Source organism: Bdellovibrio sp. CKG001 (assembly GCF_055397465.1).
In genome coordinates this window covers 3,053,640-3,080,244 of the sequence record NZ_AP029173.1, presented here as the reverse complement: position 1 = coordinate 3,080,244, position 26,605 = coordinate 3,053,640, and the positions used below count along the sequence as shown (strand labels likewise).

Below are 26,605 nucleotides of genomic sequence, written 5' to 3'. Positions count from 1 at the left end.
CCAGGACATAAAACCCCGGTTGAAAGTCTATTGAGACGCTTTTTCCATGCGTTTGATGAATTCCGGCGCCTTTTCAAACTGGGTCAATGTCAGAGCGTCAATCCACATACCGTGAGCATTGATAAAGACAACCGTTGGGAGTCCTTGGATATTGTACTTTTTCTTAAGCTCTTTGAGTTCTGCCGAATCTTTTGTGGCATCGAACTTCAACATGACGAACTTTTCTGAAAGTGCCCGGACTCGAGGATCTGTGAAAGTGTGTTCTTCCAGTTCGTGGCAAGCAGCACACCAGTCAGCCCAGAAATCAATGATCACGGGTTTTTGATCCTTGGCAGCCTGAAGCAGCAGGGCCTCAGAATAGGGTTGCCAGTTCATTTTCTGTATCTGATTGATGCTGGCGGTTCCCATCATCTGACTGCGTATGTAGGGACGCAGATCAAACGTTGCAATCACCATGTATCCGATACCCACGATTAAAACGGATTGCATCAGACCCTTTTGAATGTGTTGCAATGTGGATTTTCCCGCTGCTGGCAGGAAAGCTCCGTAGACACTGGCCAGAATGATCAATCCAACAGCCAGGGCGCCATCGAACCAACGATCCGGCAACAGCAGCTCCAGATAGTAATAGAAGGCCGACAACATCAGGGTGCCCAGAATGAATTTAAAGGCATTCATCCACGTGCCGGATCTTGGCAAGGCTTTCGCCAACTGATTGAAAAGTCCCAGTGCGATAAAGATCAAACCTAATCCCAAGGCATAAACGAACAGGTAAATGAATCCAAGGGTCTTGTTTTGTGTAGAGGCCACGTAAGTCAGAATCGCCACCAGCACCGGCCCCACACAAGGGCTTGCCACGATACCGGCGAACAATCCTGTCAGATAGACGCCTACAATTCCTTTTTTCTGGGTCCCACGTCCAAACTTATTGCGCAGGAATGCTGGCACTTGCAGATCATAAAGACCGTACATGGAAAGCGCCATTGCCAGGAAGATTGCACAGATAACGGAAAGCACATAAGGATTGCCCAGGCTGGCACCAAAGATGCCACCGCTGGAAGCTGCAATCAGTCCAAGAATAGAATAGGTCGTCGCAATCCCCAGAACATAGATACAACTGGTGAAAAAGTTTTGCAGACGTGTGCGTTCGTTCGAATGATTTCCCAACACGGCCAGGGTGATTGGAATCATTGGGAAGATGCACGGAGTGAAGCTGGTAAAGATTCCGGCCAAGAATACAAAGATCAGCCCGGCAAACATACTGGAGCCAAGATACTTCTGGAAGTTATCAATGCTAAAGAAGGATGTCGGTGCAACCGTGGGTTGCACATCGGCTTCCATGATCTGCGATTCGCCTTCGACCTGGGTGACTGTTATGGGGACCTCAAGAGTTTTTACTGTCGGGAACAGGCAGAACTGATCGGAGCAGGCTTGATAAGTGAGCTCCATCTTCATTTTTGTATGGCGCTTCAGGAAGCGGTGAGGGGCTTCAATGTGCGCCGTCAGCGTGGCTTCGTTCACTATCCCTGAGCGCATCTTTTTTGAAAACTTGTCATTCCAGGTGATCAACGGTTCGATCTTAAAGGGAGCCACCTTAAATCCATCCGGCTCCAGAATCACCACGCTGAATTTATCTTCATAGGCGTGATAGCCAGCAGGCAGCTTCATTTTTATTTCAATGCTTCCGCCCTGACCCGGGCTCCATTCATAGGGAAGGACTTTGGTTTCCGCCAAAAGAGGGTCCGTGTCGTTTGGATCAGCGGCCCAGGACTTAGGACTTGCGAATAAAGAGAGAATTAAAACTACAACGTAAAACAGGCTGAATCTCATGTTTTTCCTCTTGGCCCGTCATAGTCCGTCTCCAGACTATGGGCAAGTTTATTTGCGACTGCCTCAATATTAACACAGTTCGGTCCGATAGAGAAACTGAGAGGTCATAACTTATGGGTTTTGTAGGTATTCTCGTCGTATTTGTGATGGTTTTCGGGGGCTTCCTGATCGCAGGCGGTAACATGTCTGTGATCATCAAGGCAGCTCCACTGGAGCTGATGATTATCGGGGGCGCCGCATTGGGAGCTTATATCATTGCCAACCCAATGAAAATTATCAAAGCCGGTTTCAAACTCAGTATCAAAGCTATGACGGCCAAAGGGCCTCAAAAGCAGGATTACGTTGAGTTGTTGCAGATGATGTTCCAGCTTTTCCAAGCCTTCAGAAAAGAAGGGCCTCAAGGGATCGAGAAACACATCGAAGAGCCGGATAAGAGTGACATCTTCAAAGCTTATCCCAGCTTTATGCACAATCATCATGCCGTTCATTTTCTTTGTGACACGATGAAAATCACATTGTCTGCTGAGATGTCTCCGTATGACGTCGATGACCTTCTCGATGCAGATATCAAGGCGATTCACCACGAAGAACACATGGCTGTTCACGCAGTACAGACAGTGGCTGACGGTTTCCCTGGTCTGGGGATCGTTGCCGCGGTTTTGGGTATCGTAAAAACGATGGCCCATTTGACCGACGGGGTTGAAAAGATCGGTGCCTTGGTTGCAAGCGCCCTGGTTGGTACGATGCTAGGGGTTTTCGGAGCCTACGGTCTGATTGGTCCCACGGCGACGAAAATGGGCGCAGATATCGATGCTGAAGGTCGCTATCTTCAATGTATCAAAGCTGCGATGGTGGCGTTGCAAAGAGGCGCACCACCGATTGTATGCGTAGAGTATGCACGCCGTTCGATCATGCCAGAAGAAAGACCTTCTTTTGAAGAGATCGACAAGGCTACAAAAGAAATTAAGAAAGCTGCGTAATCGGCTCCGCCGAGGAAGTGAAGCGGGCGCTGCCCGCGCAACTGGACTGGGTCGGCCCCGCCGAGGATGTGGAGGGGCGCAAGCCCCGCAACTGGACTGGAACTAAACTATGGCAGAAAAAAAACAGACGATAGTCATCAAGAAAATTATCGTATCGGGCGGCGGTCACCACGGGGGTTCCTGGAAGGTGGCCTTGGCCGATTTTATGACAGCATTGATGGCCTTCTTCCTGGTGATGTGGCTGGTGGGGCAGTCTGAAGAAACCAAAAAAGCGGTTTCTGATTATTTCTCCACTCCGTCTGTTATTGAATACAACTTCCAGAACTTCGGTGCGGAAATCACTCTTGAAAAATTGTTCTTGGATATTCTGAATGAGCCTTTGAAGGCCTTCCAAAGTTTCATGGAACCGGCGGACAAAACTCCGAACCTGCTGGATATGGGCTCCACAAAAGTGGTGGCGGCTTATCTGGCGGATCAGATGAACGACGTGGCGAAGAACGTCACGGTAACTCCGGAAGGGTATGACTTTGATATTCCAGATTATATGTTGTTTGAACGTGGTTCGGCGACACCGAATGCGAACTTCGTGAAGGTCATGGACAAAATCAAAGGCATCACAACAGGCTTGAAAGATGCCAATATCAAACTGACTTCCGGTTTGTTCGTGCAGGCAGTTCCCGATGCCAGCCTGATGACGGCTAACAAAGTGGCGGCGGAACGCTATGATATAGTTCGTAACAAGATTCTGGCTTCTTTGGAAAACAACACCGTGGATGTTTCCGGTGGTATCAACGTCAAAGAAAAACGCGGGGAAGTGGACCCGGCAAAACTGGTGGGCTTCATTCGTGTGAAGATCGCCCAGAAGGAAATCACTTCTGATGGCAGAAAGCCACGCAAGCTGGACACCTTGTTCGGGCCTTCGCGTGTGGATATGTCTGTATATGACAACTTTGTGAACCAGATCAGCAACCGCAAGAAAGCGGAAAAGCCGGATCTAAAGCAACAGGTCGATCAGGATCTGAAAGAAGAAGCGGGCTTCACAGCTCCGTCTTCGCAGACAGAATAAAGAAGTAATCCCCTGCGCCGTTAAACTGAGAGCTTTCACTGGTTCCGGTGAGAGCTCCTTCAAAGAAGATCACCCCCCATTTTCGTCCTAACCCTGTGCGGGCATCGAAGTAAGGATTGATGGAATCCACCTCGGGGGTGTTGTACCCAACCTCGTTATCCCATTTCCAGCTACCAAAGACATCCATGGTGTTGCCAAAAGCAAAGCGTGCTGAGCGTTCTTTGCTGGCTTCCCAGTTGGACAGGGCATCGTACATGATCCGTGATTTCCACAGATGCAGGTGCAGACTCAAAATGTTGCCGTTGTGATCACCACCGTTATAAAACTGGCTTTCGCTGTAACCGATAATCAGATTGGCATTGGGTGAAAAATCAACTTTGATATCGGCATTCAGGCGCAGATTGAAATGATCGTCACCTTGTTCATAGTTTGTGTTGGAACCCCAAACTCCAAGTCGGAACTGCGAGCCAAAGTTAAACCAGAATGAACCCTGCAAAGCCGGTGAATGGTCTGATTGGGAAAGTCCATATTCCACATAATGGGAAAGCAGACTCACGTCTCCGGAAAGATCGAAAGTGGGGGACGTGCTGGCTTTGGAGTTTAAGGCCCCTAAAGTGCTCAATAGAATAACGGTAAAAGTAATGTATCTTCGCATAGATAGTCGTCTCATTGTGACTTAAAGACGTGGGAAAAACAAAGTTTTCGCAGGGCCCCTGCAACGGGAACTGGACCAAAAGCCCAAGGACGGGTAGATTGGCCCGCTATGAATCTGGATTTGCCCCTAAACGAATACACCTATGTTGCCTTTGATACTGAAACCAGCGGAGCTTATCCGATCGGATTTGACGTGGTCGAGTTCGGGGCCGTGAAGTGGTACAAGGGGGAAGAAGTCGGGCGCTTGCAGTTTTTGTTCAAACCGCGCGAACTGATGAGTGACTTTATCATCGGCATCCACGGCATCACCAATGAGATGGTAAAGGATGCCCCTTTAATCTCTGAAAAAATCCAGGAGATCCACGAATTCTTCAAGGGTGCTGTGGTGATGGCACACCATGCCCCTTTTGATCTGGGATTCATGGCCATTGATTTTGAAAAGGCTTTTCTGCCTGTTCTGACCGAGCCTGCTTTATGCACCAGTCTGCTGTCCAGAAAGTGGATTCACGGCGTGGACAATCACAAGCTGCAAACCTTGGTGAAGCACCTGGGAATTGATGGCGGTCAAGCGCACCGGGCTTACGACGATGCTAAGGCCTGCCTGCATGTGGGACTGGCTTGTTTTGCCAAGATGCCACCGGAAATGACTTTGGCCGGAGCCATCAAAAGTCAGGGGAAGAACCTGCAATGGAAAGACTACTCCATCAATGCGCTGACGGCGGCGCCCATCAAAACTCTGATCGATGCCATTCAGACCAAAAAAGATGTCGATATGTCCTATGAAGGTGGATCCAACAAAGGTGAAACCCGCCGGGTCACACCGATTGGCATCGTTCGCAATCCCGATGGCGACTATCTGTACGCCTTCTGCCATAAAGATCAGTCGCATAAAAGATACTATTTAAATCGTATCAGTGATGCCCAGGTGATCTGGATTTAGTCTTCGTCGATATTCCAGCTAAGTTTGCTTTTCTTTTTGGACTTGTTTGGGGTCAGGTCAAAGCGTTCTTTCATTTGTTCCAGATCCTGTTTGTGGGCGCGGATCTTCAGCACAACGCCATTGCCTTCATAGTTTTCTGAAAGCACGCGCATTTTGCTGCGGATTTCGCCGATGGCCCCTTGAGTTGTGTAAGGAATCAGGACGTCTTCCTCGATCATCTCTTCTTCAAAGTGTTTGACCAGTTTGGCATGCAAAGCGGCCACATCGTCAGGGTTCTTTGCAGACATGAAGTGAGCAGTTGGGAATTCTTTTGCCAACTCGGCTTCTTGTTCCGGCGTCAGGCGATCGCGTTTATTGAAAATCAGGAAACTTGGCAGATCGGCCGCACCGACTTCGGCCAAAACCGTGCGCGTGACTTCCAGCTGGGATCGGAACGTCGGATCAGAGCAGTCCACTGTGTAAAGCAAAAGCGAAGCATTGGCCGCTTCGTCCAAAGTGGATTTGAACGAGGCCACCAGATCGTGCGGAAGTTTTTTGATAAAACCAACGGTGTCGGAAACCAGAATACGAGGACGGGTCTCTGGATAAAGAACACGGACCGTGGTGTCCAGGGTCGCAAACAGTTTGTCGGCGACAAGAACATCACTGCCAGTCAGAGCACGCATTAAAGAGGACTTTCCAGCGTTGGTATAACCCACCAAAGCGACGGAAATTTCCTGATCACGACGAGCCCGGCGCTGATCCAGCTCTTGCGATACGGCGGCCAGTTCTTGTTTTAGTTCTTTGATGCGGTCGCGGATTTTACGGCGATCCAATTCGATGCTGGTTTCCCCGGCACCTTTACCACCACCACCCTGGCGATCGTCATCCCCTAAAGCCTCACGCATGCGCGGGGCTACGTATTTTAAGCGAGCGATTTCCACCTGGGAACGAGCCGCTTTGGTTCTGGCATGACGACTGAAGATCTCAATGATCACACCCGTGCGATCCAAAACCTTGGCACTGGTGGCGCTTTCAACAAGCTTTAATTGGGAAGGCGAAAGATCGCAGTCAAAAACCACAACCTCGGCAGTTTCTTTGGGAACCGTATCCGCAGAAGCATCCAGATCCTCTGCTCCTTGTTCAACATCAAAGACCTCTTCGACGTTGTCTCCGAAAAGATCATCGTCTTCGTCCTCTTTGTTTTTGCTGAACTTCAGGGCGGCCTTGTGTTTCTTCTTCACAAAAGACGGCGCCACTTTTCCAGTGCCACCGGTCCATTCTGCCAGTTCCATCAGTTTTCCATCCCCAAGGACTGTTGCTGTCTTCGTGGACGTACGACGCTGGGACATTTGGCCGACAACCTCATAGCCCAAAGTGGTGACCAGACGGGAAAGCTCCGTCAAGGACTCTTGGGTCTCTTCATAAGTGGTGCGAGGGGTTTGGATGCCGACAAGGACTGCCTTCAGAGGTTTTGTTTCGTTCATGGCGAACGGTATAGCACAGGCCCATGGAAAAGCCAGCGAAACCCCTGAAATTATTCAGGGTTCAAAGATGAGTTCGGGTCGGAGTGTAACAAATACCTGGGCTTATTCGCTTTCAGAGTACTCGATGACGTTGACGGTGCGCTCTTTTTTGATCTGGTGCAGGCGTTTGTTGACCTCTTCCGCCAATTCTTCCAGATGCTTGAACTCGTCACCGGCGCGCAATTTTAGATTGGCGTTGGCTTTTCCTTCCAGGGCTTCATTCAGGAACCTTTCAAATGCATACAAAGGCCCTGCGATACGGTGGGAGATCAGGCGACCGACCGCGAACAGGATCGCGCAGAAAGCGACAGAGATAATCAGGAACGTGATTACAAACGGCACCAGAAACTTGTTCAGCAGAAAAGCATTATTTCCGACCAGCTCCTGAATCGTTACGCGCATATAGGTGTAGGAAAACACCGAGCAAATCAAAGTCAGACTTAAACCCACGCCCATCAGAATGAAGCAGTATTTCAGCTGGAAAGGCATATTCACCCAGTACTGCTTGCGCACGTTATTTTCCGGCCACAGCAGTTCTCCCTCACGAATGATCGCATAGACGATCAATCCATAGCCCAGCCATTGCAAGGCATCGGCGATGTTAAATGCCGGACTGGACAGGGACGGAGTTCCCAGGACAATGAAGTCGACCACGTAACCCCAGACGATACGGTCGGTGACATTCCCGATGATCCCGCCAATCAAGATGGACAAACCCGAACGCAGAGTCAGGGACTTGATCGGCAGCAGATACTGAATCAAGGCGTAGGTCGCTAGCAGGAAAGCACCGCCGGTGGATAAAGACACAATACGCAGAACAGACGGAAGGTCGGAAAACAGTCCCAGCATCGCACCGTGATTGTGGTGCAAAACGAAGTGCACCGGACCGAAGGATTTAATCTGGGTGATGCCCGTGGCCCATATTTTTGTGATGCGGTCCAAAGACCACGTCGCTAGAAGAGGAAGAATCACAATTAGCCATTCGCGTTTTTTCATGCACTTCAGTCTAACAATTCACACAAGGACTTGCGAACGAAAAAACCTCTCATTACCATCGTCTAGAAAGCGGGTGAAAAAGGTCCATCCGACTGCGTTGGCGGGACGCCTTCTCACTTCGACGTGCCACGGGCACGCCTGCGTTGCGAGGGCATCCCTCCGCCTTGCGGCTGAACCTTTTTGACCCGCTTTCTTTTGCTTCTGAGCTGGCTTTTCTCATTGGGATTGGAGACTTCGTGAGATTTCTTTTGAATGTTTGTTTGATTGTTTTTGTAGCAGTTTCGGCGCGGGCCGATGAGAAGTTTGGGGATGTCCAGAAAGAGTTTGAGGCTTTGGCTAAGAAGTATGGGGTGAGTACCAAGGATGTTGGTATCTATGCGACTATTGGTGAGGGGGAGGAGCTGAAGACTTTGCTGGACGTGAATGGTCAGAAGGTGATGATTCCGGCCTCTATTTCCAAGGTGGCGACGGCTTCGGCGGTTTTGGCGTCTTTTCCGCCGGGGTACAAGTTCAAAACTCAGTTGCTGACCACCGGGGATGTCAAAAATGGCACCTTGAAAGGGAATATCTATCTGAAAGGCGGCGGTGATCCGTCGTTTGTTTCTGAAAATATGTGGTTCCTGGTGAACGCGTTCACGCGTGCGAAAATCAAGAAGATCGAAGGGGATATTGTCGTTGATGATTCTCTGTTTGATAAGATTCGCTACGACATGAGCCGCCAAAAAGAGCGGGTGGATCGCGCCTATGATGCGCCAGTCGGGGCGATGAGCTTTAACTGGAACTCCGTGAATATTTTCGTTCGTCCCAACGGTGTGGGAAATGGGGCGGATGTTTCCATTGATCCTGAAAATGATTACATCCGTCTGGTGAACAAAGCCAAGACTGTCGCGGGTTCGGCGAACAAACTTCTGGCGGATCGTCAGGAGGACAAAAAGTTCGATGGCGATGTGATTCATGTCGGCGGCAGCATCGGGCAGGGCCTGAAAGAGGTTGTTGTCTTTAAGAACATCACGCAGCCCGACCTTTGGGCAGGCTACAATTTGAAATCTTTTCTGGCACAGCGGGGAATTCAACTCACCGGAAACATCAAAAATGGTGTCACACCAGAGAAGGCTGAACTGGTTGCCGAATCAGAAAGCAAGGCGATCGAAGCCATCGTGGCTGACATGAACAAGTTCTCCAACAACTATGTGGCAGAGATGCTGACAAAGAATATGGGGGCCGTGAAAAAAACAAAGGGTGCTTCATTGGCAGATGGCGTGGCTGTTTTGAATGAGCACATGCAAAGTCTGGGTGTGCCGGCGGATCAGTATCATTTGCAGTCGCCGTCGGGTTTGACTCGCGATAACAAAATGTCATCGTTCGCTATGTGGAAGGTCCTGCAGCATTTACGCAACGACTTCCGAGTCCAGCCGGAGTTCCTGACCTCCTTGCCGATCGCAGGGGTTGATGGCACGCTGAAGAAGCGCATGAAAAACTCTCCAGCCGAACGCTGGGTGCGTGCGAAAACGGGATTCCTGACTGGCGTTGTCTCCTTGGCGGGTTATGCGGGTTTGGAGGACGGTCGAGTTGTGACTTTCTCTTTCGTTTACAATGGTTCTACGGATGAGACGAAGATTCGTTCGTTTTTTGATAATTTACTTATCTATCTTGTAAAATAAGCCGAATAAAACTGTGGAAGGTGGACCTCCATGATGAAATTTAGTGTCTCAATTCTATACGCAGTTCTTTTGAGTGCGCCGATGGCGATGGCTCAAGGGGATCTTGCTTCTCAGGTCGTTCCACAGGTGATGGGAAGAAACCCGGAGGAAAGTCGTCCTTGGCGTGCGCCGGTGTTTTCTGGTCAGGAGTCCTTCTTAGGCTATCATGACGAAGCTTTTGCAATCCCGAAGGGCATGGAAAAGCAGGTTCAGTTCTGGGTGGATATCTATACCAAGTACTCCACGAATCAGGGTGTGATCCATGATGCTGAAAATGTCGAGACCGTTTATGAAGTGGTCGATTTGACAGGCCTTGTGGGTGAACGTGCCCAGCAGAAGAAGATCGATGAGGTTAAAAAAGTCATCGGTTTAAAACTTTCCCAGGAAGAAAGGGACCGTCTTCGCTTCCAGTTGGGTCAAAAGGATCGTATGCAGGATGCGATCTTCTATTCCGGTCGCTACATTGAAGAGATGGAAAAGATCTTCCGTGATGCCAAGGTCCCGGTCGAGTTGACTCGCCTGGCATTCGTTGAAAGCAGTTTCAATATTATGGCGCGCTCTAAAGTCGGGGCGAGCGGTATCTGGCAGATCATGCCTTACACGGCAAAGCCTTATAAAATGATTACCCCGACAGTGGACAAACGAAACCATCCGATGGAAGCAACCAAGTTGGCGGCGAAGCTTCTTCGTCAGAATTACGGCATGTTGCAATCCTGGCCTTTGGCGGTGACGGGTTACAACCATGGTCCTACGGGCGTGCGCAAGATGACGGAAAATTATAAAACCCGTGAGTTGGGTGAGTTGATTGCCAATGTTCGTTCACGTAAAAGCTTCGGCTTTGCGTCCCGTAACTTCTACGCAAGCTTTTTGGCGGCAGTGGAAGTGGAAAAGAACGCAAACAAATATTTCGGTTCTGTGGTGTGGTCCAAGCCTTTGGATGCCCAGGATCTGAAATTGCCAGTATCAGTGAAATATAAAGAGATCGTCAGTTGGTTTGACGGTGATGACCGCAAGGCTCAGATCTTCAATCCCCACCTGACATTCAAAGCCCGCAAAGGTCATCCGATCCCTGCGAAAACAGTGATTGCCGTTCCCAAAGACAAGTACAATGTGGCTTTGATTTCCCTAGCTCGCCGTGACCGCATGGTGGCAATGGAACGAAAATAAGTCCGAAATTAAATCAGGGCACAAAAAAAGGGAGCTTTGCAGCTCCCTTTTTTATTTTCTAAAAGTCGATCTTAGATGAAGTCACCTTTGCTGCGGTTTACAGTCGCCGCAGGAGCCGGTGCCGTTGCATTCATATCCAGATACTTGTGGAAGAGCTGATAGATCTCTTCAACGATGGCCGCATCATGGATGGCTGTCGGGTTGTCGATCGCCATGGTGTTAGTCAGGCCGATAAAGGCATTGACCATGATGTAGGAGATCTTTTCCATATCGCGACCCGGGATCTGAGGCAGATTGTAGCGAACAACCTCCTGGAAGAACCGGATGGACTCAGACATATAAGCAGCTTCGGCTACATAGTACTGAATGGTGGTCAGTTTAGAGCGAAGTTCTGAGTTACGGCGAGTGGTCTCCACAGCAAGTTCGATCATTCCCTTCACACGCTGTTCCGGTGGAAGTGGAGAGACGGCGCGCATTTTCTCACTGAAGATGCGTTTGTCTTCCTCCAGGATATTCTTCACCACGGCCTGAACAACGGATTCTTTGTTGCCAAAGAATTGGTACAAAGACCCGATGCTAACGCCCGCCTCTTTGGCGATTTTATCCGTCGTGATAGAGTAAAAGCCTTCACTTACTAGCAGGCGAGAACAGGCATCCAAGATAGTCGCAACTGTCTGGCGTGAACGTTCTTGAGTAGGTGCCTTGACGATAATCTTAGTTTTCTTCGTTTTTTCTTCCGGTGACATCATGATTAACGAATACCCTTTCTGTGGACCCGAAGTCCGTGAGGACAGAATAGGTTCGTCTGGACGCGTGGGCAAGTCTGGTTTTTTACAAACCTGTAATGTTTGTAAATAAAATCTTAAGAATAATGTGAGGCTTTCTTCGACGAAAACTACTGAAGCTCTTGATCGCAGTACTGGAGCGCTCTTTGCTCGTTCGCAGGGTAACTCATGCTTTGGGCGAGCTTATTACACTGCTTCTTTGAGATCGTCTTATTAAAGTGACGCAGGCACTCCCAACGGGCTTCATCTCCTGAGTCTGGGAACTCCATAGCCTTCGTGATGGTATGGCATTCCTTTAACGTCGGACGCGTGCGCAGATCATAAAGGCAAATCAAACGTGCATCTTCGGCGTTAGTAGAATACTCCATGTTGGCCGCGATGTTAAGACACTGGGCCACAGAGATCTGTTGTTTCTTTTGTTTAAGGCATCGCAAGCGCAGATCGTCTCGTTGGTCCATGGCAAGCTTGGCGGTCTTGGAAACCTGGCAAAGACCCGAAGCCTGAGCCTGGGACAACCCAAATCCGATCATAACTGCAGCAGCCAACAAGAACTTCAACATACGTAAAAACCTCTCTCAAGGAATCCAGACATCCATTTAGCAAGGCTCTGGCCAACCTTTTATGCATTTAGAGGCTACCTGAAGGCAAGTGACTGTCTCAATATTTGACAGCAGGCACATTATTGGCTGGAAAGACTCCACCCCGGGTCGACTATTTCAAAAGTCGTTGGGCTTCGATGACAGCGGCTTGTGCATCAACCAATCCTGCGCCGAACTTGTTATGATCATTCGGAGTCAATGGCAGGGCTGTCTTTATCAGCAGGGACTTGATCTGTGCGGGAGTCAGCTTTTTGTTGGTGGCTTTGATCAGGGCCACGACCCCCGCGACGTGCGGTGAAGCCATGGAAGTTCCAAACGTTTCAAAGTAATTGGTCCCAATCGTCTGCAATGACACGACCGGATTTTTCCCGGCGGCAAGCAAAGATCTCAGTTCCCAACCCAGTTTCGCATCAATCAAGTAGGCGCTGGCAAAGAGCGAATTTTCTTTTTCAAACAAACGGAGGTCCGTGTATTGGTCATCCGTATTGTAGATCAGAACGTGGCGAGAACCTGCAAGCATGGCTGACCTGATCTGATCTGCAAAGTTCTGATTTGTTTTTGCAACCAGAGCGATCTTTCCAGTCAGATCTTTTCCCTTAAAATCCTCGGGACGACCCCGGCCGCAATCGACCACCGTCATTTCCTGAGGATTCCAACTGGGCGTGGTTCCCATCATCAAATCAATCGAAGACTGAATCCGGCGGGCACCCACCTTCAGAGTCAAAAAGCTTTTGCGACCTTTGCCCACTGGATAGGTGGAAATCACCTCCACACCCGGAGCCACCACGGTCACTTCTGGTCCGTACTGGGAAAACGATGCGATTTCCATATTTCTATCCACGGCCCCGACAGCAATCACTGAAGGATAGGCCGCGGGGAAAAGAACACTGTCGATGCCGTAATTGCCCGTCGCCGCCACCACAGAAATACCAGCACGATCCGCACGCAAGATCGCCTCTTGTTCTGCGGGGGACGAACTTGTAGAGCCCAAAGACAGATTGATCACGTCGACTTTTTCACTTACGCCCCAATCCAGTCCTTCAATCATCGCAACGTTGTTGCAACCCATTTCACTGCATACGCGGCCAGCTAGAATTTTAGCTTTGGGAGCCACACCGGCAAAGCCCGCATTGTTTTCGACCGCGGCCACCGTGCCTGCGACGTGAGTTCCGTGACCGGTTTGATCAGTGAAGTCTTCGCCTTTGCTCAGGCCGGTAAAGTCACGGCCTTTTTCAAAGTTGTCTTTCAAGGAGGGGTGTTTTGGATCAATGCCGGTATCCAGCACTAGCACGCGAATGCCCTGACCTTTCCCCGCGAGGTCCCAGGCTTGGGGTGCTTTGATAGCTTCCAGACCCCAGGTTCTTTCTGCTCGGTCAATGGCGATATTGGCCAAACGGGATTGTTTTTGCGGGCGCAGGCCCAGGGGATGGTTATGTTCTTTTTCCACATAGCTGACGCCGGGAAGATTTTTAAGAGCTTGCAGCTGCGACTCGTGTGGGGCTTCGACGATGAAGGTGTTTAAATTCTTTAGGTGCTTTTGAACCTTGACGGGAAGTCGTGCGGTTTCAAAGGCCTGGCGGTCCTTCATGAACACGATGGCGCGACCGGCCTGGGCAGCAGGAGTTAAAAGAATGCTCAACAAGAAAGTAAAAAAGGTGAACTTCATCGTCGCTAGAAGTTCACCTTTTCATGTCTTTATGTAAAGGGGTGGCCGGGGGGCCTTGAAAGCTTTACCGGAGTGTCAAAAGACTTTACGGGCGATTTTCTCTTTCAGAGCTTCTGCCACCCAGAACTGCACACCGTGATGTTCTTGGATGTTCTTCATATACTGGCGGACCGTCTTGTCTTTGATCTGCACGTTGTATGATAGGAAGCGGAAGACGATCGGCGCAAAGAAGGCATCGGCGATACAGAAGTCACCAAACAGATAAGGTCCCTCACTGACTTTAAGGGCGGTTGTCCACATCTGTAAAATGCGCTCAATGTCTTTGATAGTGCCCGGAGACAGATGTCTGACGTCCCCTTTGTGTTGCAAATCCATGCTTAGTTGTGCCCGCAAAGAGGCAAAACCAGAATGTACTTCCGCGGCATAACTTCTTGCCAGGGCTCGGGCTCCGATGTCTTCAGGCCACAGCTGCGCTTCAGGGGAAAGTTCATTGATATATTCAGCAATCGCCAAAGAATCCCAGATGATGATTTTGCCATTGCGAAGGGCGGGAACTTTGCCTGCAGGGGAGTATTTCAGGATCTTCTTTGCCGTGTCAGGCTGATCCAGAGTGATATTGATTTCCTTAAACGGCAGGCCCGACTGAACCGCCACCAGCCACGCACGCATGGACCAGGAAGAAAATGTTTTATCCCCGATGATCAAATCAAAGAAAGGCTTGTCGCTGTGAACGTGATAGGCCACGAAAATACCTCCGGTATTGCTGAAGTGGTGCTGTCACAGTCTAAACGGACGAGGGACTGTCGGCAAGGGTCATCTCAAACGGTGGTGGTGATGCCGAGCTTCTTTCTTGTTTCTTGTGAATATACTTGGCCCAGAGCTTTTTCACCCAGTGGTGGGTCAGAGGATTGGCGAAGTGGCGCTGATCTTTTTTTTCAAAGACCGCGATGGCGCATTTGTAGTTCATTTTCTCGATGTGACCCTGGATCGTAGCCCCCAGGCGTTCACACATGGAATCCACTTTCAGATCCACGCGGGGAGTCCCGACCACTAGGTCGGCAGGTGATTGATCCATGTAGAATAGTCCCAGTCCTGTCAGGATCTCGCCCCAGGGAATTTCCTGGGACTGCTTGCGCCAAAGGGGCGACAGGGTGAAGTATTCCATCGTCATGATCTTGCTGCCTTGTTTGGTGACTGATTTTACAAACTGGGGATCAAGATCTTTGAAGTAGTTGTGGTTGCGGTGGGCGTGCAGATTCAGATCGAAAGTGGTGAATAGATTAAATCCCACCACTTCATTTTTATAAAGCAGCACCCCGGCGGCATGACAGCGGAAGAAGTCATCGTAATCCAGTTCGACACCGGCGCTGTTAAGCACATGACCGAACGTTTCTTCCCAAAGTCCGAAGACTTCATTGAGGAGCTCTTTTTGGGAATCACACACATGATGAAGTGGGATGATTTGATAGCTGATGCTTGGCATACATCAAGCATGAAGTTGGTACCGTCAAAATACAGAGTCCAAATCTGAGAAATTAGACCTTGGCAGGAGTATCTGTGCAAAAAAACAAAAAAAGGACGCCAATTTCAGCGTCCTTTTCAGAGTATATTTTGTTTTTACTTTCCTTAAGGCTTGAAGATCGGACCGCCACTTTCCAACACCCGGTAAGGGTTGTCGGCGTATTCGATCATGTACAGCACCGGTTCTAAATTCTTTCTTTGCACTTCGGGAATGATTTGAGCACCGGGATAGAAGCCTCCGCCACCCCAGCCGCTGTTGGCTGGATCCAGCTCAAAGGTGAAAGAGATGATTTTGTGTTGTCCATAGGACCAGTCAGTGGTGTCTCCGCTGGCAATGTATAGTTCAGAAGACTGTTGAGGGCGATAGCCGTTCCATTCTGCCATCTTTTTTGCCATCACTTCATGAACTTGTTTGTCGCGGCTGTTGGCGATGCCTTCGTATTGATGCCCCCAAGGGTAAAGAATCAACTGTGAATAGGTGTGGAAGGAAAGAAGACTTGTGATATTCTCGTGCGCTTCCACATAGTTTTTGATCGCTTGAGTTTCCGGTTCGCTAAAGGCGGAAGGTCCACGATAGGTATCACTGCCAGGGCTTGTGCTGGCACCGCCGCCGCCCCAACCGTAGCCATAATTGCGATTCAGATCCACTCCGTAAGTGCCGTTGCTGTTCTGGCGGCGATTTTTTCTCCAGGATTTATAGCTGCCAGTGGAAATGTCATACTCAGCGCCATCTGGATTGACCATTGGGATGAAGTGCAGATCGCGTCCGTTCACCAGACGTTGGATGCGCGGATTGCCGTTGGCGTATTCCGTTAGCAGGTATTCGATGTAATAAATTGGCAGCTCAATGGACAGATGCTCACGGGCATGGTGTCCGCCCATGAAGATCGCCGCCGGGAATGAATCCGCCTGAGCAAGGTCCCCAGAGATTCTCACAGCCCAGATGTCACGGCCTTCCAATGATTTTCCGATGGAGTTCATTTGAGAAATGCCGGAGTGTTGCTGCGTCAGGGTGCGGAGCTTGTCGGTCATTTCGGCATAGTTATGAAAAGCGGCATCCTTGGCTGGGAAGTCCATGGCTTCAGTCAACGGAAAGCTGACCTCCAGAAGCCCCAGTTCTTCGATGGCTTTCTTTTCATCCAGGCTGCCCACTGCAATCACATAGTCTTCGCGCGTGGTTTCAATCGTCGCACCGGTATCGGCAATCAGGCTTCGTTGAAACTTGTCGGTCGCGCGAACTTTCATCCAGTATTGATTGGTATCGACAGATTGTGCGTTTTGGATTGGCAAAAGTGCCATCGCTGCAACGGCGACAAGGCTCAGCCATTTAGTGATTTTCATAACCCCTCCTTGGGTTTCTGAGATTCTCAGATACCATATTGTGAGAGGATTTTATGTTAGGGTACAAGGCTTAGGTAGAGTCGTGCCGACCTAGGTCCAGCTTGTCGGGCTACCAGCGAATAGGTTCGGGTTCGATATCCACGCCGAATTTGTTTTTCACATCCAGGGCCACCTGACTTGCCAGCCGCCAAACATCTTCTGCCGTCGCGCCACCGTGATTCACCAACACCAGCGCCTGCTTTTCGTACATACCCACGGGGCCAAGAGTTCTGCCCTTCCAGCCGGTTTGATCGATCAACCAGCCTGCCGCTAGCTTGAACTGACCCTGCTCATAAGGAAAGCTGACCAGATTGGGATAGGTGATCAGAAGCTGATCGCGCAGTTCTTGTGTGACGATGGGATTTTTAAAGAAGCTTCCAGCATTGCCGATGACTTTGGGATCCGGCAATTTACTTTGACGGATATTGATCACGGCTTTGGCAACGCTGCGTGCATCCAAAGTCCAACCCTGGCGTTCGACTTCCTTACGGATATCGCCGTATTCCAGTCGTAAGGTGTTTTTCTTGGGCAGACGGAAAGTCACATCCCAGATCAGATACTTGCCGGCACCTTCTTGTTTAAAGAAACTCTCCCGATACGAGAAGCGACAATCCTTGTTCGAAAAGACTTTCGTTTCACCGGATATCAGCTCAAGGCAGGTCACTTCCCACAGGCTGTCCTTCACCTCAACACCATAGGCCCCGATATTCTGAATCGGGGCAGCCCCCACGGTTCCGGGGATCAAGGACAGATTTTCCAGCCCCCAATAGCCTTGTGCCAGGGTCCATTGCACAAACTCGTTCCAGATGTCGCCAGCTTGGGCTTTGACGAACCAGTAATCAGTGTCTTCGTTGATCAGGGACCAGCCTTGATTGGCGACTTTTAGAACCAAACCCTGAACCTTGTAGGGGAGTACCAGGTTGCTTCCGCCTCCCAGGATCTTCCAGTTCATCTTTTTGACTTGAGAATCGTTCAATAAGAAGTGCAGATCTTCGGGCTTATGCAATTCCACGTAATGCTCGGCTTGCGAGCGCAATTGAAGGGTGTTGGAAGAGCTGAGGTCTTGATTTGTGTGAATCTGCATTAAGCAGAGATCATATTAGAAGCTGCCAGTTTTGGCCATCATTCTTTCGAGGATTTGGTCTTTATGGATAAAGCAAATGCCAAGTCCCAAACCTTTGCTCCAAATCACTTCTGCGGCCACGTTGTGAGTCCGTTCGACGGTGTCTAGCTTAACTGTGAGATTTAGCAAATCACCTTTTTGAGGGACATAGTCGCCTTGAGACACTTCCAGGAATGCGCCGGTTTGCGAGAGATTGCGAAGTTTGGCCACCAAAATCCCGATGTGGCCATAGACTTCAATATGCGCCATCTCTTTTGTTCTATAGCGTTTTGCGGCTGTCTTTGAACTCATCCGACACTCTCCGGGATAAAGTGCTTGCTATTATTCTCGGAGAAAAAATCGTGTTGGTAGAGTCCAAAATGGTGCGTTCTCAAATTGGGACCTGTTTCTGGACCTTACTTTCGCAAGTAGGTCAGAAACGAAAAAGGTATGGGCGTTTCGACATCCCGACGGTGAGTCTGGGTGAAAATACTTTGGTCAATTTCAGGGTAATAAGTGTCGCCCGGAAACTCTTGGTGGATCAGCGTCAGATAGATTTTGTCCGTGATCGGCATAGCTTGTCTGTAGATCTCGCCACCACCAATGATGAACACTTCATCCCCCCACTTTTCAGTCAGGGGTTTTGCATGTTCAACGGCTTCTTCGATCGAAGATACAAAGACCACAGGACTTGATTCGGTCGAAGGGAAGCTGTGTTTGGACGGATCGCGCGTGATGACGATATGATAACGGTTTGGCAGCGCACGACCGTTGAAGGAATCAAAAGTCTTTCGGCCCATGATCATGATGTGACCCTTGGTGGTCTCGCGGAAAAACTTCATGTCCTCGGGAAGATGCCAGGGAAGTCCCCCTTGTGCCCCGATCACGCGGTTTTCAGAGCAAGCCACCACATGAGTCAAAATCATACTGCCACCTCGGCCTTGATCGCCGGATGTGGATCGTAGCCGACAATTTCAATGTCTTCATACGTGAAGTCGAAAAGATCTTTCTTCGCAGGATTCAGTTTCAACTGTGGCAGCGGGCGAAGGTCGCGGCTGATTTGCAGCTTGGCTTGTTCCAGATGATTCAAATACAAATGGGCGTCCCCCAGTGTGTGAACAAAGTCACCCACTTCAAGGTCACAAACCTGCGCGATCATATGAGTCAACAATGCATAGCTGGCGATATTGAACGGAACGCCCAGGAAGATATCCGCGCTGCGCTGATACAGCTGACAGGAAAGCTTTCCGTTGGCCACGTAGAACTGGAAGAAAGCGTGGCAAGGCGGCAGGGCCATCTTGTCAACGTCACCAGGATTGAACGCCACAACCAGCAGACGGCGCGAATTTGGATTCTTTTTGATTTGTTCCACCACATTTGTGATCTGGTCAATCGTGCGTCCGTCAGCGGTTTCCCACGAGCGCCACTGTTTACCATACACCGGACCCAGGTTGCCATTTTCATCGGCCCATTCGTCCCAGATGGTTACTTTGTTGTCGTGAAGATACTTGATATTGGTGTCACCTTTAAGGAACCACAAAAGCTCATGGAAGATGGAGCGGGTGTGAAGCTTCTTGGTCGTGACCAGGGGGAAGCCTTCCTGCAGGTTGTAGCGCATCTGATACCCAAACATGGAAATCGTACCCGTGCCTGTGCGGTCTTCTTTTTTTACACCCTGTTCAAGCACTGTTTTGATGAGATCATGATACTGCTTCATTCTGCCTCCTTGCGATCGCCCGCCCCGGTGAAAAGCGGGTGTTTCTGTCGCCGAACATTCTATTTTAGCTTCTTGCCTTGTCCACGTGAAAAGTAGTTCCAGATGAATTTGCCGCAGGGGCCTAAATCCTTTGCGGAGTGTCGAGCGATACTGGCGTGAAGGGTGATCGGCTTTTGTCCCAGCGTCACGAGGGATTTTTTCTTGATTTCCTCTTTAATTGCGAAGTCGGGCATGCGGCCGTAACCCAAGCCGCCCTCCAGAAACACTTTTTTGGTTTGCAGATCCTGCACGCTGATGGTGTTGGACTGATTCACGATACCACCTGAGCGGTCGGAGCTTTTCACCGTGCTGGAAAGAACAATCTGAGGATACTTCTTCAGATCTTCGGTGGTGGGTTTTTTCAGTTTTGCCAAGGGATGCTTGGCTGAACACACCATCACCATGTCCACAGTGAAAAGCTCCTCAGTGATGAGGAGTCCTTTTTCGTTAAAGATCGTGCCTAGGGAAATGTCGGCATGGTCCTCCAGCAGTTGTTCATCTGTACTGAGAACATCGTGAATAATTTTGATCTCCGTCTGGGGGAAGCGTGAAGAGAATTCCTTCAGCGCGCCGACCAAATTCGGGAGGGGCCACAGCGCACTGACGGCCAGACGGATGATCGGTTCATGTCCTCTTTTTAAAAACTCAGCAGTTTCCCCCAGTTCATCGAACTGAAAGATCAGGTCATTGGCTTTCTTTAAGAAAGCCCGGCCCTGGGGGGTCAATGTCGGACGGTACTGGTCGCGGCTAAATAATTTAAAACCCAGTTCGTCTTCCAAAGTGCGCATGGAGTAACTGACCGCGCTCTGGGCGCGATGCAATTCCTGGGAAGCGGCTCGGAAGCTTCCGGAAGAAACAATGGTTTTAAGGACTTGCAGTTGATCCAGCGTCATACCAGGAAAGTATATCAAAAAATTAGATCATGTTAATAGAAAAATTATAATTTTTTTAGATCATTTTATTTTGTAGGATATTTCCTGACGCCAACAACTATGCAAAGAAGCAACAGTACGGGCGCAAAAATATAGCTACAATGGCGTAGCGCTCGAAGAGAGGAGTTCTTTATGATGTATCAACGTAAATCTGCCGACAGAGGCTATGCGGAATTTGGCGGCTGGCTGAAATCCATGCACACATTCTCGTTTGCCGACTATTACGACCCTAAATTCATGGGCTTCCGTGATTTGCGTGTGATCAATCAGGACTGGATTGCGAAATCTTCCGGTTTCCCCACTCATCCTCACCGCGACATGGAAATCATCACCTATGTATTGAAAGGAACTGTGGAGCACAAAGACAGTCTGGGGAACGTCGGCCAGATCAAAGCAGGCGAAATTCAGACCATGCACGCCGGAACCGGCATGCGCCACAGCGAGTACAATCCGTCACCAACAGAAGAGCTTCAATTGTTCCAGATCTGGATCATGCCGGATGTGGCCGGGGCTAAGCCGGGTTACACACAGCAGTCCTTCACTCGGGAGCAGAAGCTCGATCAGTTCAAGCTGATTGTTTCCAAAGACGGTCGTGAGGGCAGTCAGATGATCAATCAGGATGTGAACCTGTATGCGTCTGTGTTCACCGAAGGGTATGAACAGGAATTCAAACTTCGTCCCGGTCGCGCTGCCTGGTTGCAACTGGCAGAAGGCGAGCTGGAGGTCAATGGTCAGGTGTTGAAATCCGGCGATGGCCTGGCGGTGGAGCAGGAAGAGTCCTTGCAGATCAAGGCTCTGAAGGAAACCGAGTTCCTGCTGTTTGATCTGCGCTAGGTTTTAAAAAAAACAAAAAAAGGCGGAGTGAATGCTCCGCCTTTTTTATTTTGAGGAAAGGCGTCGCTCGTAGAGAATGCCTTGATCGAACGTCGGGGGAATGAAATGTCCCCCGCTTTCTAGTGATGATGATGTCCTTCCGGTTTTACGCGGGGAATGACTTTGAAGTCATAGGTTTCGCTTTTGCCGTTCACCTTGAAGGTCACTTTCAAAGTTTCATCCGCCTTCACTTCGCGGATCGGGTCGAATAGCATGATGTGATTGCCGCCCGGTTTCAGATCCACAGAGCCCTTCGCGGGGATTGTCAGCTTTTCCACTTTTTGCATGGCCATGCGGCCTTCCTTTTCGATCGTCTCGTGCATTTCCACGGCTTTAAACGGCTCCACTTTTTCGATAGTCACGGCGACCTCTTTGCCGGTGGTGTTGGTGAAGGTGCCATAGCCCGCTGTCGCCGAGCTGCCTTTCAGTGGCGCAAAGATGCGCGCTTCAATGATGTTAAGTGAGTTCTTGGTTTCTTTGGCTGCAAAGGCCACGGGACTGAATGCCAAGGCCACAGCGGCCAGAGTCATCATTTTCATAAATTCTCCTTAATTTTTTGCACAATCTCTTCGGCAGAGCGTGGGCTTGGAATGGAATCCACGACGATGCCTTTTTTATTTAAAATAAAAATACGATCCGTATGGGCGATGGAATAGCCCAGGTAGGATTTTGGATTTTCCTCAACCATATAGGTGGCGCCGAAGGGTTTGATGGCCAGATCAATGGCTTCCTGTGTTCCAGTCAGCCCGATAAACTCCGGATTGAACTGTTTGGCATAAGTGGAAACGGACTCGGCGGTGTCATTCTTGGCGTCCACACTGATAAAGATCAACTGCACTTGAGAGATCTCTTTGGAGGTCAGCATCTTAAACGCCTGTGCGGAAAAACTTAAAGCCATCGGGCAGACGTCCGGGCACTTCGCATAGCCGACATAAAGCAAATTCAGAGGTTTTGCGTGTTCAGAAAAGGTCCACATGTTCCCTTCGTGAATCAGGCTAAAATTTCCACCCATCCGGGGGCCTTGTTGGGAATACCACAAGCCGACACCTAAGGCGGCTAAAGCGAGGACGGCGGTAAAGAAAGCGGTAAGTATTTGTTTTTTGAGGGACTTCATTGTTTGTATATAAAACCCAAAGGGGCGTTCCGCCAAGCTGTAGCATCGCATGTGCAACATCATGCTGCGGGGAAATTATCTTTTGACTTTCATTTCGGCCTTTCGTAGGTTGGCCAAGTAGTTAGGGAGTAGTCGAAAATCTTCCCAGATTTTGTTTAGGCCGACATACTGAGTGATGAACTCCGGTTTAAACGCAAAGGATCCTCAAGATCCGCTGTTGACGAGACTGACACGAGTGTTTTTAACAAAGCACCGTGTGGTCTCGTTTTCTTTTTTGAAGCAGCCTCACGGTCATAACTGTATCGAGGGTGCAGATGGAAGCAATCATCAATTCATTCTTACTAGTCGCCGCCACAGAGATGGGTGACAAGACCCAACTGTTGGCGTTGGTTTTAGCGTCAAAATATAAAAAGCCCTGGCATGTGATGGGTGGTATTTTCGTCGCCACAGTATTAAATCATGCTCTGGCCGCCTGGGCGGGGGGATGGATCGCCTCTACGATCCCAAGTCAGTGGTTAAGCTGGGGATTGGCGCTGACTTTCTTTGGATTCGCTCTTTGGATTCTGATTCCTGACAAAGATGATTCCGACACCAATGATATGAAGTGGGGAGCCTTCTGGACGACAACAGTTTTGTTCTTCTTCGCAGAGATCGGTGACAAGACTCAACTTTCCACAGTGGCATTGGCGGCTAAATATCAAAGTCTGACTCTGGTCACTTTGGGCACCACGATGGGGATGTTGTTCGCCGATGGCTTGGCCGTGGTCTTTGGCGAAAAGTTGACGCAAAAAATCTCTATGAAGTGGATCAACTATGGGTCGTCCGCTTTGTATGTTTTGTTCGGTGTCGGCATATTGATGCGTTAAGGGCTGTATAAAAAGGTGACAGATAAGTTTTGCAAAAGCCTAAGTGATTGAAAACAAAAGGTCTTTCCCCCTTTTCGCAGAGCCGATTATTGCGTCTGGAAAGGGGGGCTTGGGGCTCCTATACTCTCACAGTTTCTAAGTTCTATCAGCCTGTGGGAGTATTATGAAAAAGCAAACCACCATGTTCTTCACTGTTCTTTTGGCAGGAGTTATCTCTCAGGCAGCGCCTGTTGTAAGCAAAACCACCACAGAAGTTTTGGGGTTTTCCAATATTCTGGGGACGGATGCCACTTCGTGCAGTTACTCGGTTGAAAACCGTAAAGATTTAAAAGGCCGTGATGAAGTGGTGGTGTCGCTGGCGTCAGATAAGGAAACGTCGATCACGGACTCCATCCGTATTCCCGCGGACAAGCTGCCTTTGAAAGAGGGCGTGTTGCAGGTGCGTCCCGGTTTAAGCATCACTTACAAAAAAGGTGTTCTGACTAAAAAAGAAAAACTGCCGTCTGAAGGTCCTTCTGGCCAGGACTATCAAGTGATGATGGTGAAGGTCAGTCCGGATTTGAAAGTTGTTTCCTTGGGCTATGCGCTGGATTCTGTGAAAAGTCTTTTCTCTGAAAAAGCCCTGGCCGAAATCAACTGCACATTCTAACCAACAGACGATTCTGAAAATAAAAAAAGGAGCCTTGTGGGCTCCTTTTTTATTTTCATCCCAGTGAATCTTACTGGAAGTTCTGAACTTGCGCGATGTAGGGAAGGTTTCTGTAGTAACCCTGATAATCCAACCCGTAACCCACAACGAATTCGTTTTGGATTTTGAAGCCCACGTGGTCGATATCGCATTTCACCTTCAAAGCGTCCGGTTTTTCCAGCAAAGACACTGTTGTCAGGCTTTTTGGTTTGCGGGACTGGATGGCATTTTTCAGGTAGTTCATGGTCAGGCCGGTGTCCACGATGTCTTCCACCAGAATCACGTGGCAGTTTTCAATCGGGCTGGCCAGATCCAAAGTCACTTTCACTTCACCGGAAGAGGAAGTCCCGCCGTGGTAAGAAGCCACACCGAAGAATTCACAAGTGATGTCAGCGTCAATTGCGCGAACCAGGTCGGAATAGAACATGAAGGAACCCTTCAGGACACAAACCGCCACCACTTTTTCGTTTTTAAATTTTTTGGAAAGAGTCGCGCCCAGCTCTTTTACTTTTTGCTGGATTTGCTCCTCAGTGATGTAGGGTTTCAAGGAAAGATTCGTCATGGTGGTCCTTTCTCCAACTTTATACGAAGGAGTTGTTCATGATTTCGCCAAAGCCCCCGCCGCCTGGGACAATGTATTGTTTGTCGTTCAGGCCTCGTTCTTGATCCCAAAACTGTCCGGGAGTTGCCTCTAAAACTGCCTGAGGGGACAGTCCCCGGTCAAGTCTTAAGGCATAGATTACGACCTCCGGATGAGCAGCCAGTACATTCTTCAGATATTCCGGGGTCACGATCAGATTCAGGGCGATAAATTTACGGGCCGGGCCCTCGATATGGGTCTTGTAGTGTTCAATCGCGGTCACCATGGTGTTTCCAGTGGCGCCCATCGGGTCCGGGAAGATCACATGGGCGTCTTTGACATCGCCGCCGATCTTCATGCCGCCAAACTCGGCCCCTGTCACAGCGTCTTTGCTGTTTGTCACGCGGGCAGCAAAGATATGGTCCTGACGAACATTCTGGGCAGGCAGGGCATAGTGCAGGAAGTTGTAACAGATATGGCTGGGATAAGTTCCCGCCCGGGCCAGATTCACGCTGACAGCCTTTTGTGTTGTCTGGACTCTGTTGCCGGAAAGCTTTTGTTCGGGATGGACCGCAGTCATGCGCGTGTCTTGCTTGAATTTTTCGATCTGGAATTCATTGTTGATCGTGATCGAAATCATGTGGGTGTAAAGAACTTCCACGATGCGGTTGATTTCGGGCTGGAAGGTTTCCGGGGAGCACAGGCGGGCCAGAAGACCATTCAAGAAAGGATTGTCGATAAGATGCACTTGCGGCCCATAGTGATGAGCCAGTTCCTGCTGAAATGTCATGATGTTGCCTTTGGTGTTTTAATTGCCTTTTTCAAAATCGACAAAGATCACAAATTCACTCTGACCAGCACGGAAGCGGGGCGAGCGCAGGATTTTGTAGATTTCAAAGTTCATCAGATCATCTTCGATAGGGCGGTCGATGCCGGAGCCTGGGGGCAGGACGCCGGACATAAAGAATCCTGTTTCACCGCCGATTTCAAAAATAGCGGGGAAGGATTTTCGTTGAAGTTCAAAGGATCCGTTCGGGGAAGGCTCCAGCCAGTTTCGTTGAATCTCCAGATTGCCACGCAGACTGTTGTTTTCAAGATCACTGAGTTCGAAGAAAGTCGTCAGGCCGATCTCCATGGATGGGTTCGTGCGGTTTTTGGCGGCATAGGACCACTGCAGGGTGCGGCTGGTGCTCAGAGTTCGGTCTTCTTTGTGCAATATCTGAATGTCGGACTGATCCAGGACATTTTTTTTGAAGTCCGGCAGAATCCCGGCGGTGTATTCGTTAAAGTTCATAAACTGACCGGTGGATCTGCTGGCTGTAAAGATCGCGTTCAAGCGGCTGCGCGGCACTTCGGCATAATAAACAATCAGGTGGGCGCCGGTTCTGGCCACATTGCGCGGATTTTTGCTGTCGGTCTCGGGGGCCGGCGTCGGCGAGGTCCCCGGCGTTGGTGCCGCAGCCAGGGCCGAGGCCGGTGGAGGTTCCACCTTGTAGGCATCCACCACGCCATCAGCAGCTTCTGAGGATTGCGACGTGGAGTCGACATTGCTCTCGGCCACCGGAGCAGCCTCAGCAAGATCCGGAGTTCCATTGGTGGAGTTGATCTGCACAGAGGACTTCAGGTACTGCACCCGGCGCTCCAGATTTTGCTGGCCTTTTTGATACAAAGTGATTCCGACGCCGCCGGCGACGACAACGACCAATGAGAGCTGAATCAGCGGATTGCCAAAGAAGCGCTTCCAGAGGGGTGGTGTTGCGGGTTTGAAGCTCTCCATGTCAACGCCACACTGCGCACAGTATTTGTCTTCAGGTTGTTGAAAACCACAGCGGGGGCAGTTGATAAGCATGCAATCAGGGTAAGACAAAGCGACTTGACGCTCAATAGAATAATTCATACCTTGAA

General features: G+C 49.7%; 28 protein-coding genes. 8 read left to right on the top strand and 20 right to left on the bottom strand.

The features are described 5' to 3' along the window. Positions 1–27: 27 nt before the first annotated feature. Complete coding sequence (locus ACZ50P_RS14490; RefSeq protein WP_464131989.1) at positions 28–1,830, bottom strand: protein-disulfide reductase DsbD family protein; 1,803 nt, start codon at positions 1,828–1,830, stop codon at positions 28–30. A gap of 113 nt (positions 1,831–1,943) precedes the next feature. Here ACZ50P_RS14490 and motA point away from each other — a divergent pair, with 113 nt between their 5' ends. Continuing rightward, positions 1,944–2,810, top strand: a complete 867-nt coding sequence (gene motA, locus ACZ50P_RS14485; protein ID WP_464118419.1) for a flagellar motor stator protein MotA — start codon at positions 1,944–1,946, stop codon at positions 2,808–2,810. 109 nt (positions 2,811–2,919) lie between these two features. Further along, on the top strand, positions 2,920–3,876 hold the full coding sequence (locus ACZ50P_RS14480; RefSeq protein WP_464131987.1) for a flagellar motor protein MotB: 957 nt from the start codon (positions 2,920–2,922) through the stop codon (positions 3,874–3,876). On the opposite strand, the gene ACZ50P_RS14475 is transcribed toward ACZ50P_RS14480, so the two are convergent. Beyond that, entirely contained in the window at positions 3,848–4,531 is a 684-nt protein-coding gene (locus ACZ50P_RS14475) for a TorF family putative porin (protein ID WP_464131986.1), read from the bottom strand. The two genes, ACZ50P_RS14480 and ACZ50P_RS14475, sit on opposite strands and share 29 nt — an antisense overlap. A 108-nt stretch (positions 4,532–4,639) precedes the next feature. Between ACZ50P_RS14475 and ACZ50P_RS14470 the strand changes: the two genes are divergently transcribed. Continuing rightward, entirely contained in the window at positions 4,640–5,470 is an 831-nt protein-coding gene (locus tag ACZ50P_RS14470; RefSeq protein WP_464118415.1) for an exonuclease domain-containing protein, read from the top strand. Here the strand turns inward: ACZ50P_RS14470 and hflX are convergent. Beyond that, complete coding sequence (hflX, locus tag ACZ50P_RS14465) at positions 5,467–6,936, bottom strand: GTPase HflX (protein ID WP_464131984.1); 1,470 nt, start codon at positions 6,934–6,936, stop codon at positions 5,467–5,469. The genes ACZ50P_RS14470 and hflX overlap by 4 nt on opposite strands. 102 nt (positions 6,937–7,038) lie before the next feature. Next, positions 7,039–7,971, bottom strand: coding sequence for a signal peptidase II (locus ACZ50P_RS14460; RefSeq protein ID WP_464131983.1), 933 nt, complete (start codon positions 7,969–7,971; stop codon positions 7,039–7,041). A 236-nt stretch (positions 7,972–8,207) separates the two neighbouring features. Here ACZ50P_RS14460 and dacB point away from each other — a divergent pair, with 236 nt between their 5' ends. Continuing rightward, positions 8,208–9,632 carry a D-alanyl-D-alanine carboxypeptidase/D-alanyl-D-alanine endopeptidase gene (gene dacB, locus ACZ50P_RS14455; RefSeq protein WP_464131981.1) on the top strand — a complete coding sequence of 475 codons (1,425 nt, stop codon included), beginning with the start codon at positions 8,208–8,210 and terminating at the stop codon, positions 9,630–9,632. Between the two features lie 30 nt (positions 9,633–9,662). After that, positions 9,663–10,838, top strand: a complete 1,176-nt coding sequence (locus tag ACZ50P_RS14450; RefSeq protein WP_464118411.1) for a lytic transglycosylase domain-containing protein — start codon at positions 9,663–9,665, stop codon at positions 10,836–10,838. Between the two features lie 71 nt (positions 10,839–10,909). Here ACZ50P_RS14450 and ACZ50P_RS14445 read toward each other — a convergent pair whose 3' ends face one another. From ACZ50P_RS14445 to ACZ50P_RS14395, 11 genes are all read right to left on the bottom strand, one after another. After that, positions 10,910–11,587 (bottom strand): TetR/AcrR family transcriptional regulator, encoded by a 678-nt coding sequence (locus ACZ50P_RS14445; protein ID WP_464131980.1) that lies wholly within the window; start codon positions 11,585–11,587, stop codon positions 10,910–10,912. Between the two features lie 146 nt (positions 11,588–11,733). Beyond that, on the bottom strand, positions 11,734–12,183 hold the full coding sequence (locus tag ACZ50P_RS14440; RefSeq protein WP_464131978.1) for a hypothetical protein: 450 nt from the start codon (positions 12,181–12,183) through the stop codon (positions 11,734–11,736). Positions 12,184–12,334: 151 nt separating this feature from the next. Beyond that, positions 12,335–13,888 (bottom strand): S8 family serine peptidase, encoded by a 1,554-nt coding sequence (locus ACZ50P_RS14435; protein ID WP_464131977.1) that lies wholly within the window; start codon positions 13,886–13,888, stop codon positions 12,335–12,337. A gap of 75 nt (positions 13,889–13,963) precedes the next feature. Further along, entirely contained in the window at positions 13,964–14,632 is a 669-nt protein-coding gene (locus tag ACZ50P_RS14430) for a glutathione S-transferase family protein (RefSeq protein WP_464118407.1), read from the bottom strand. Between the two features lie 40 nt (positions 14,633–14,672). After that, positions 14,673–15,371, bottom strand: a complete 699-nt coding sequence (locus tag ACZ50P_RS14425; RefSeq protein WP_464131975.1) for a hypothetical protein — start codon at positions 15,369–15,371, stop codon at positions 14,673–14,675. A 143-nt stretch (positions 15,372–15,514) separates the two neighbouring features. Continuing rightward, a complete protein-coding gene (locus ACZ50P_RS14420; RefSeq protein WP_464118405.1) occupies positions 15,515–16,750 on the bottom strand; it encodes a M14 family metallopeptidase in 1,236 nt (411 codons plus the stop codon). Between the two features lie 109 nt (positions 16,751–16,859). After that, positions 16,860–17,873 carry a UDP-N-acetylmuramate dehydrogenase gene (gene murB / locus ACZ50P_RS14415; protein ID WP_464131973.1) on the bottom strand — a complete coding sequence of 338 codons (1,014 nt, stop codon included), beginning with the start codon at positions 17,871–17,873 and terminating at the stop codon, positions 16,860–16,862. A gap of 15 nt (positions 17,874–17,888) precedes the next feature. Further along, a complete protein-coding gene (locus ACZ50P_RS14410) occupies positions 17,889–18,203 on the bottom strand; it encodes a PilZ domain-containing protein (protein WP_464118403.1) in 315 nt (104 codons plus the stop codon). Between the two features lie 104 nt (positions 18,204–18,307). Further along, positions 18,308–18,817, bottom strand: a complete 510-nt coding sequence (locus ACZ50P_RS14405; RefSeq protein ID WP_464131971.1) for a dihydrofolate reductase — start codon at positions 18,815–18,817, stop codon at positions 18,308–18,310. Further along, positions 18,814–19,608, bottom strand: coding sequence for a thymidylate synthase (locus ACZ50P_RS14400; RefSeq protein WP_464118401.1), 795 nt, complete (start codon positions 19,606–19,608; stop codon positions 18,814–18,816). Before ACZ50P_RS14400 ends, ACZ50P_RS14405 begins: the two co-directional genes overlap by 4 nt. 59 nt (positions 19,609–19,667) lie before the next feature. Beyond that, positions 19,668–20,558 (bottom strand): LysR family transcriptional regulator, encoded by an 891-nt coding sequence (locus ACZ50P_RS14395; protein WP_464131969.1) that lies wholly within the window; start codon positions 20,556–20,558, stop codon positions 19,668–19,670. A gap of 153 nt (positions 20,559–20,711) precedes the next feature. Here ACZ50P_RS14395 and ACZ50P_RS14390 point away from each other — a divergent pair, with 153 nt between their 5' ends. Further along, entirely contained in the window at positions 20,712–21,413 is a 702-nt protein-coding gene (locus ACZ50P_RS14390; RefSeq protein WP_464131967.1) for a pirin family protein, read from the top strand. Between the two features lie 119 nt (positions 21,414–21,532). On the opposite strand, the gene ACZ50P_RS14385 is transcribed toward ACZ50P_RS14390, so the two are convergent. Beyond that, positions 21,533–21,991, bottom strand: a complete 459-nt coding sequence (locus tag ACZ50P_RS14385; protein WP_464131965.1) for a copper chaperone PCu(A)C — start codon at positions 21,989–21,991, stop codon at positions 21,533–21,535. Beyond that, positions 21,988–22,464 (bottom strand): SCO family protein, encoded by a 477-nt coding sequence (locus tag ACZ50P_RS14380; protein WP_464131963.1) that lies wholly within the window; start codon positions 22,462–22,464, stop codon positions 21,988–21,990. The genes ACZ50P_RS14385 and ACZ50P_RS14380 overlap by 4 nt, the downstream gene beginning before the upstream one ends. A 416-nt stretch (positions 22,465–22,880) precedes the next feature. Here ACZ50P_RS14380 and ACZ50P_RS14375 point away from each other — a divergent pair, with 416 nt between their 5' ends. Both ACZ50P_RS14375 and ACZ50P_RS14370 read left to right on the top strand, forming a co-directional pair. Next, a complete protein-coding gene (locus tag ACZ50P_RS14375; RefSeq protein ID WP_464118395.1) occupies positions 22,881–23,432 on the top strand; it encodes a TMEM165/GDT1 family protein in 552 nt (183 codons plus the stop codon). A 163-nt stretch (positions 23,433–23,595) separates the two neighbouring features. Further along, a complete protein-coding gene (locus ACZ50P_RS14370) occupies positions 23,596–24,081 on the top strand; it encodes a hypothetical protein (RefSeq protein ID WP_464118394.1) in 486 nt (161 codons plus the stop codon). Positions 24,082–24,151: 70 nt separating this feature from the next. Here the strand turns inward: ACZ50P_RS14370 and hpt are convergent, their stop codons facing one another. Genes hpt through ACZ50P_RS14355 form a run of 3 tightly spaced genes read right to left on the bottom strand, consistent with a single transcriptional unit; the run spans position 24,152 to position 26,597 of the window. Continuing rightward, positions 24,152–24,682, bottom strand: a complete 531-nt coding sequence (hpt, locus tag ACZ50P_RS14365) for a hypoxanthine phosphoribosyltransferase (RefSeq protein WP_464118392.1) — start codon at positions 24,680–24,682, stop codon at positions 24,152–24,154. Positions 24,683–24,701: 19 nt separating this feature from the next. Further along, positions 24,702–25,490: a uracil phosphoribosyltransferase gene (locus tag ACZ50P_RS14360; protein ID WP_464131960.1), complete on the bottom strand. Its 789-nt coding sequence runs from the start codon at positions 25,488–25,490 to the stop codon at positions 24,702–24,704. A gap of 18 nt (positions 25,491–25,508) precedes the next feature. Continuing rightward, a complete protein-coding gene (locus ACZ50P_RS14355; RefSeq protein ID WP_464131958.1) occupies positions 25,509–26,597 on the bottom strand; it encodes a hypothetical protein in 1,089 nt (362 codons plus the stop codon). Positions 26,598–26,605: the final 8 nt, after the last annotated feature.

What these genes read in the sequence shown, in the direction of transcription:
- ACZ50P_RS14490 (WP_464131989.1), bottom strand. Translation starts at nt 1,830, where the DNA reads ATGAGATTCAGCCTGTTTTACGTTGTAGTTTTAATTCTCTCTTTATTC.
- motA (WP_464118419.1), top strand. Translation starts at nt 1,944, where the DNA reads ATGGGTTTTGTAGGTATTCTCGTCGTATTTGTGATGGTTTTCGGGGGC.
- ACZ50P_RS14480 (WP_464131987.1), top strand. Translation starts at nt 2,920, where the DNA reads ATGGCAGAAAAAAAACAGACGATAGTCATCAAGAAAATTATCGTATCG.
- ACZ50P_RS14475 (WP_464131986.1), bottom strand. Translation starts at nt 4,531, where the DNA reads ATGCGAAGATACATTACTTTTACCGTTATTCTATTGAGCACTTTAGGG.
- ACZ50P_RS14470 (WP_464118415.1), top strand. Translation starts at nt 4,640, where the DNA reads ATGAATCTGGATTTGCCCCTAAACGAATACACCTATGTTGCCTTTGAT.
- hflX (WP_464131984.1), bottom strand. Translation starts at nt 6,936, where the DNA reads ATGAACGAAACAAAACCTCTGAAGGCAGTCCTTGTCGGCATCCAAACC.
- ACZ50P_RS14460 (WP_464131983.1), bottom strand. Translation starts at nt 7,971, where the DNA reads ATGAAAAAACGCGAATGGCTAATTGTGATTCTTCCTCTTCTAGCGACG.
- ACZ50P_RS14450 (WP_464118411.1), top strand. Translation starts at nt 9,663, where the DNA reads ATGATGAAATTTAGTGTCTCAATTCTATACGCAGTTCTTTTGAGTGCG.
- ACZ50P_RS14445 (WP_464131980.1), bottom strand. Translation starts at nt 11,587, where the DNA reads ATGATGTCACCGGAAGAAAAAACGAAGAAAACTAAGATTATCGTCAAG.
- ACZ50P_RS14440 (WP_464131978.1), bottom strand. Translation starts at nt 12,183, where the DNA reads ATGTTGAAGTTCTTGTTGGCTGCTGCAGTTATGATCGGATTTGGGTTG.
- ACZ50P_RS14435 (WP_464131977.1), bottom strand. Translation starts at nt 13,888, where the DNA reads ATGAAGTTCACCTTTTTTACTTTCTTGTTGAGCATTCTTTTAACTCCT.
- ACZ50P_RS14425 (WP_464131975.1), bottom strand. Translation starts at nt 15,371, where the DNA reads ATGCCAAGCATCAGCTATCAAATCATCCCACTTCATCATGTGTGTGAT.
- ACZ50P_RS14420 (WP_464118405.1), bottom strand. Translation starts at nt 16,750, where the DNA reads ATGAAAATCACTAAATGGCTGAGCCTTGTCGCCGTTGCAGCGATGGCA.
- murB (WP_464131973.1), bottom strand. Translation starts at nt 17,873, where the DNA reads ATGCAGATTCACACAAATCAAGACCTCAGCTCTTCCAACACCCTTCAA.
- ACZ50P_RS14410 (WP_464118403.1), bottom strand. Translation starts at nt 18,203, where the DNA reads ATGAGTTCAAAGACAGCCGCAAAACGCTATAGAACAAAAGAGATGGCG.
- ACZ50P_RS14405 (WP_464131971.1), bottom strand. Translation starts at nt 18,817, where the DNA reads ATGATTTTGACTCATGTGGTGGCTTGCTCTGAAAACCGCGTGATCGGG.
- ACZ50P_RS14400 (WP_464118401.1), bottom strand. Translation starts at nt 19,608, where the DNA reads ATGAAGCAGTATCATGATCTCATCAAAACAGTGCTTGAACAGGGTGTA.
- ACZ50P_RS14390 (WP_464131967.1), top strand. Translation starts at nt 20,712, where the DNA reads ATGATGTATCAACGTAAATCTGCCGACAGAGGCTATGCGGAATTTGGC.
- ACZ50P_RS14385 (WP_464131965.1), bottom strand. Translation starts at nt 21,991, where the DNA reads ATGAAAATGATGACTCTGGCCGCTGTGGCCTTGGCATTCAGTCCCGTG.
- ACZ50P_RS14380 (WP_464131963.1), bottom strand. Translation starts at nt 22,464, where the DNA reads ATGGGTGGAAATTTTAGCCTGATTCACGAAGGGAACATGTGGACCTTT.
- ACZ50P_RS14375 (WP_464118395.1), top strand. Translation starts at nt 22,881, where the DNA reads ATGGAAGCAATCATCAATTCATTCTTACTAGTCGCCGCCACAGAGATG.
- ACZ50P_RS14370 (WP_464118394.1), top strand. Translation starts at nt 23,596, where the DNA reads ATGAAAAAGCAAACCACCATGTTCTTCACTGTTCTTTTGGCAGGAGTT.
- hpt (WP_464118392.1), bottom strand. Translation starts at nt 24,682, where the DNA reads ATGACGAATCTTTCCTTGAAACCCTACATCACTGAGGAGCAAATCCAG.
- ACZ50P_RS14360 (WP_464131960.1), bottom strand. Translation starts at nt 25,490, where the DNA reads ATGACATTTCAGCAGGAACTGGCTCATCACTATGGGCCGCAAGTGCAT.
- ACZ50P_RS14355 (WP_464131958.1), bottom strand. Translation starts at nt 26,597, where the DNA reads ATGAATTATTCTATTGAGCGTCAAGTCGCTTTGTCTTACCCTGATTGC.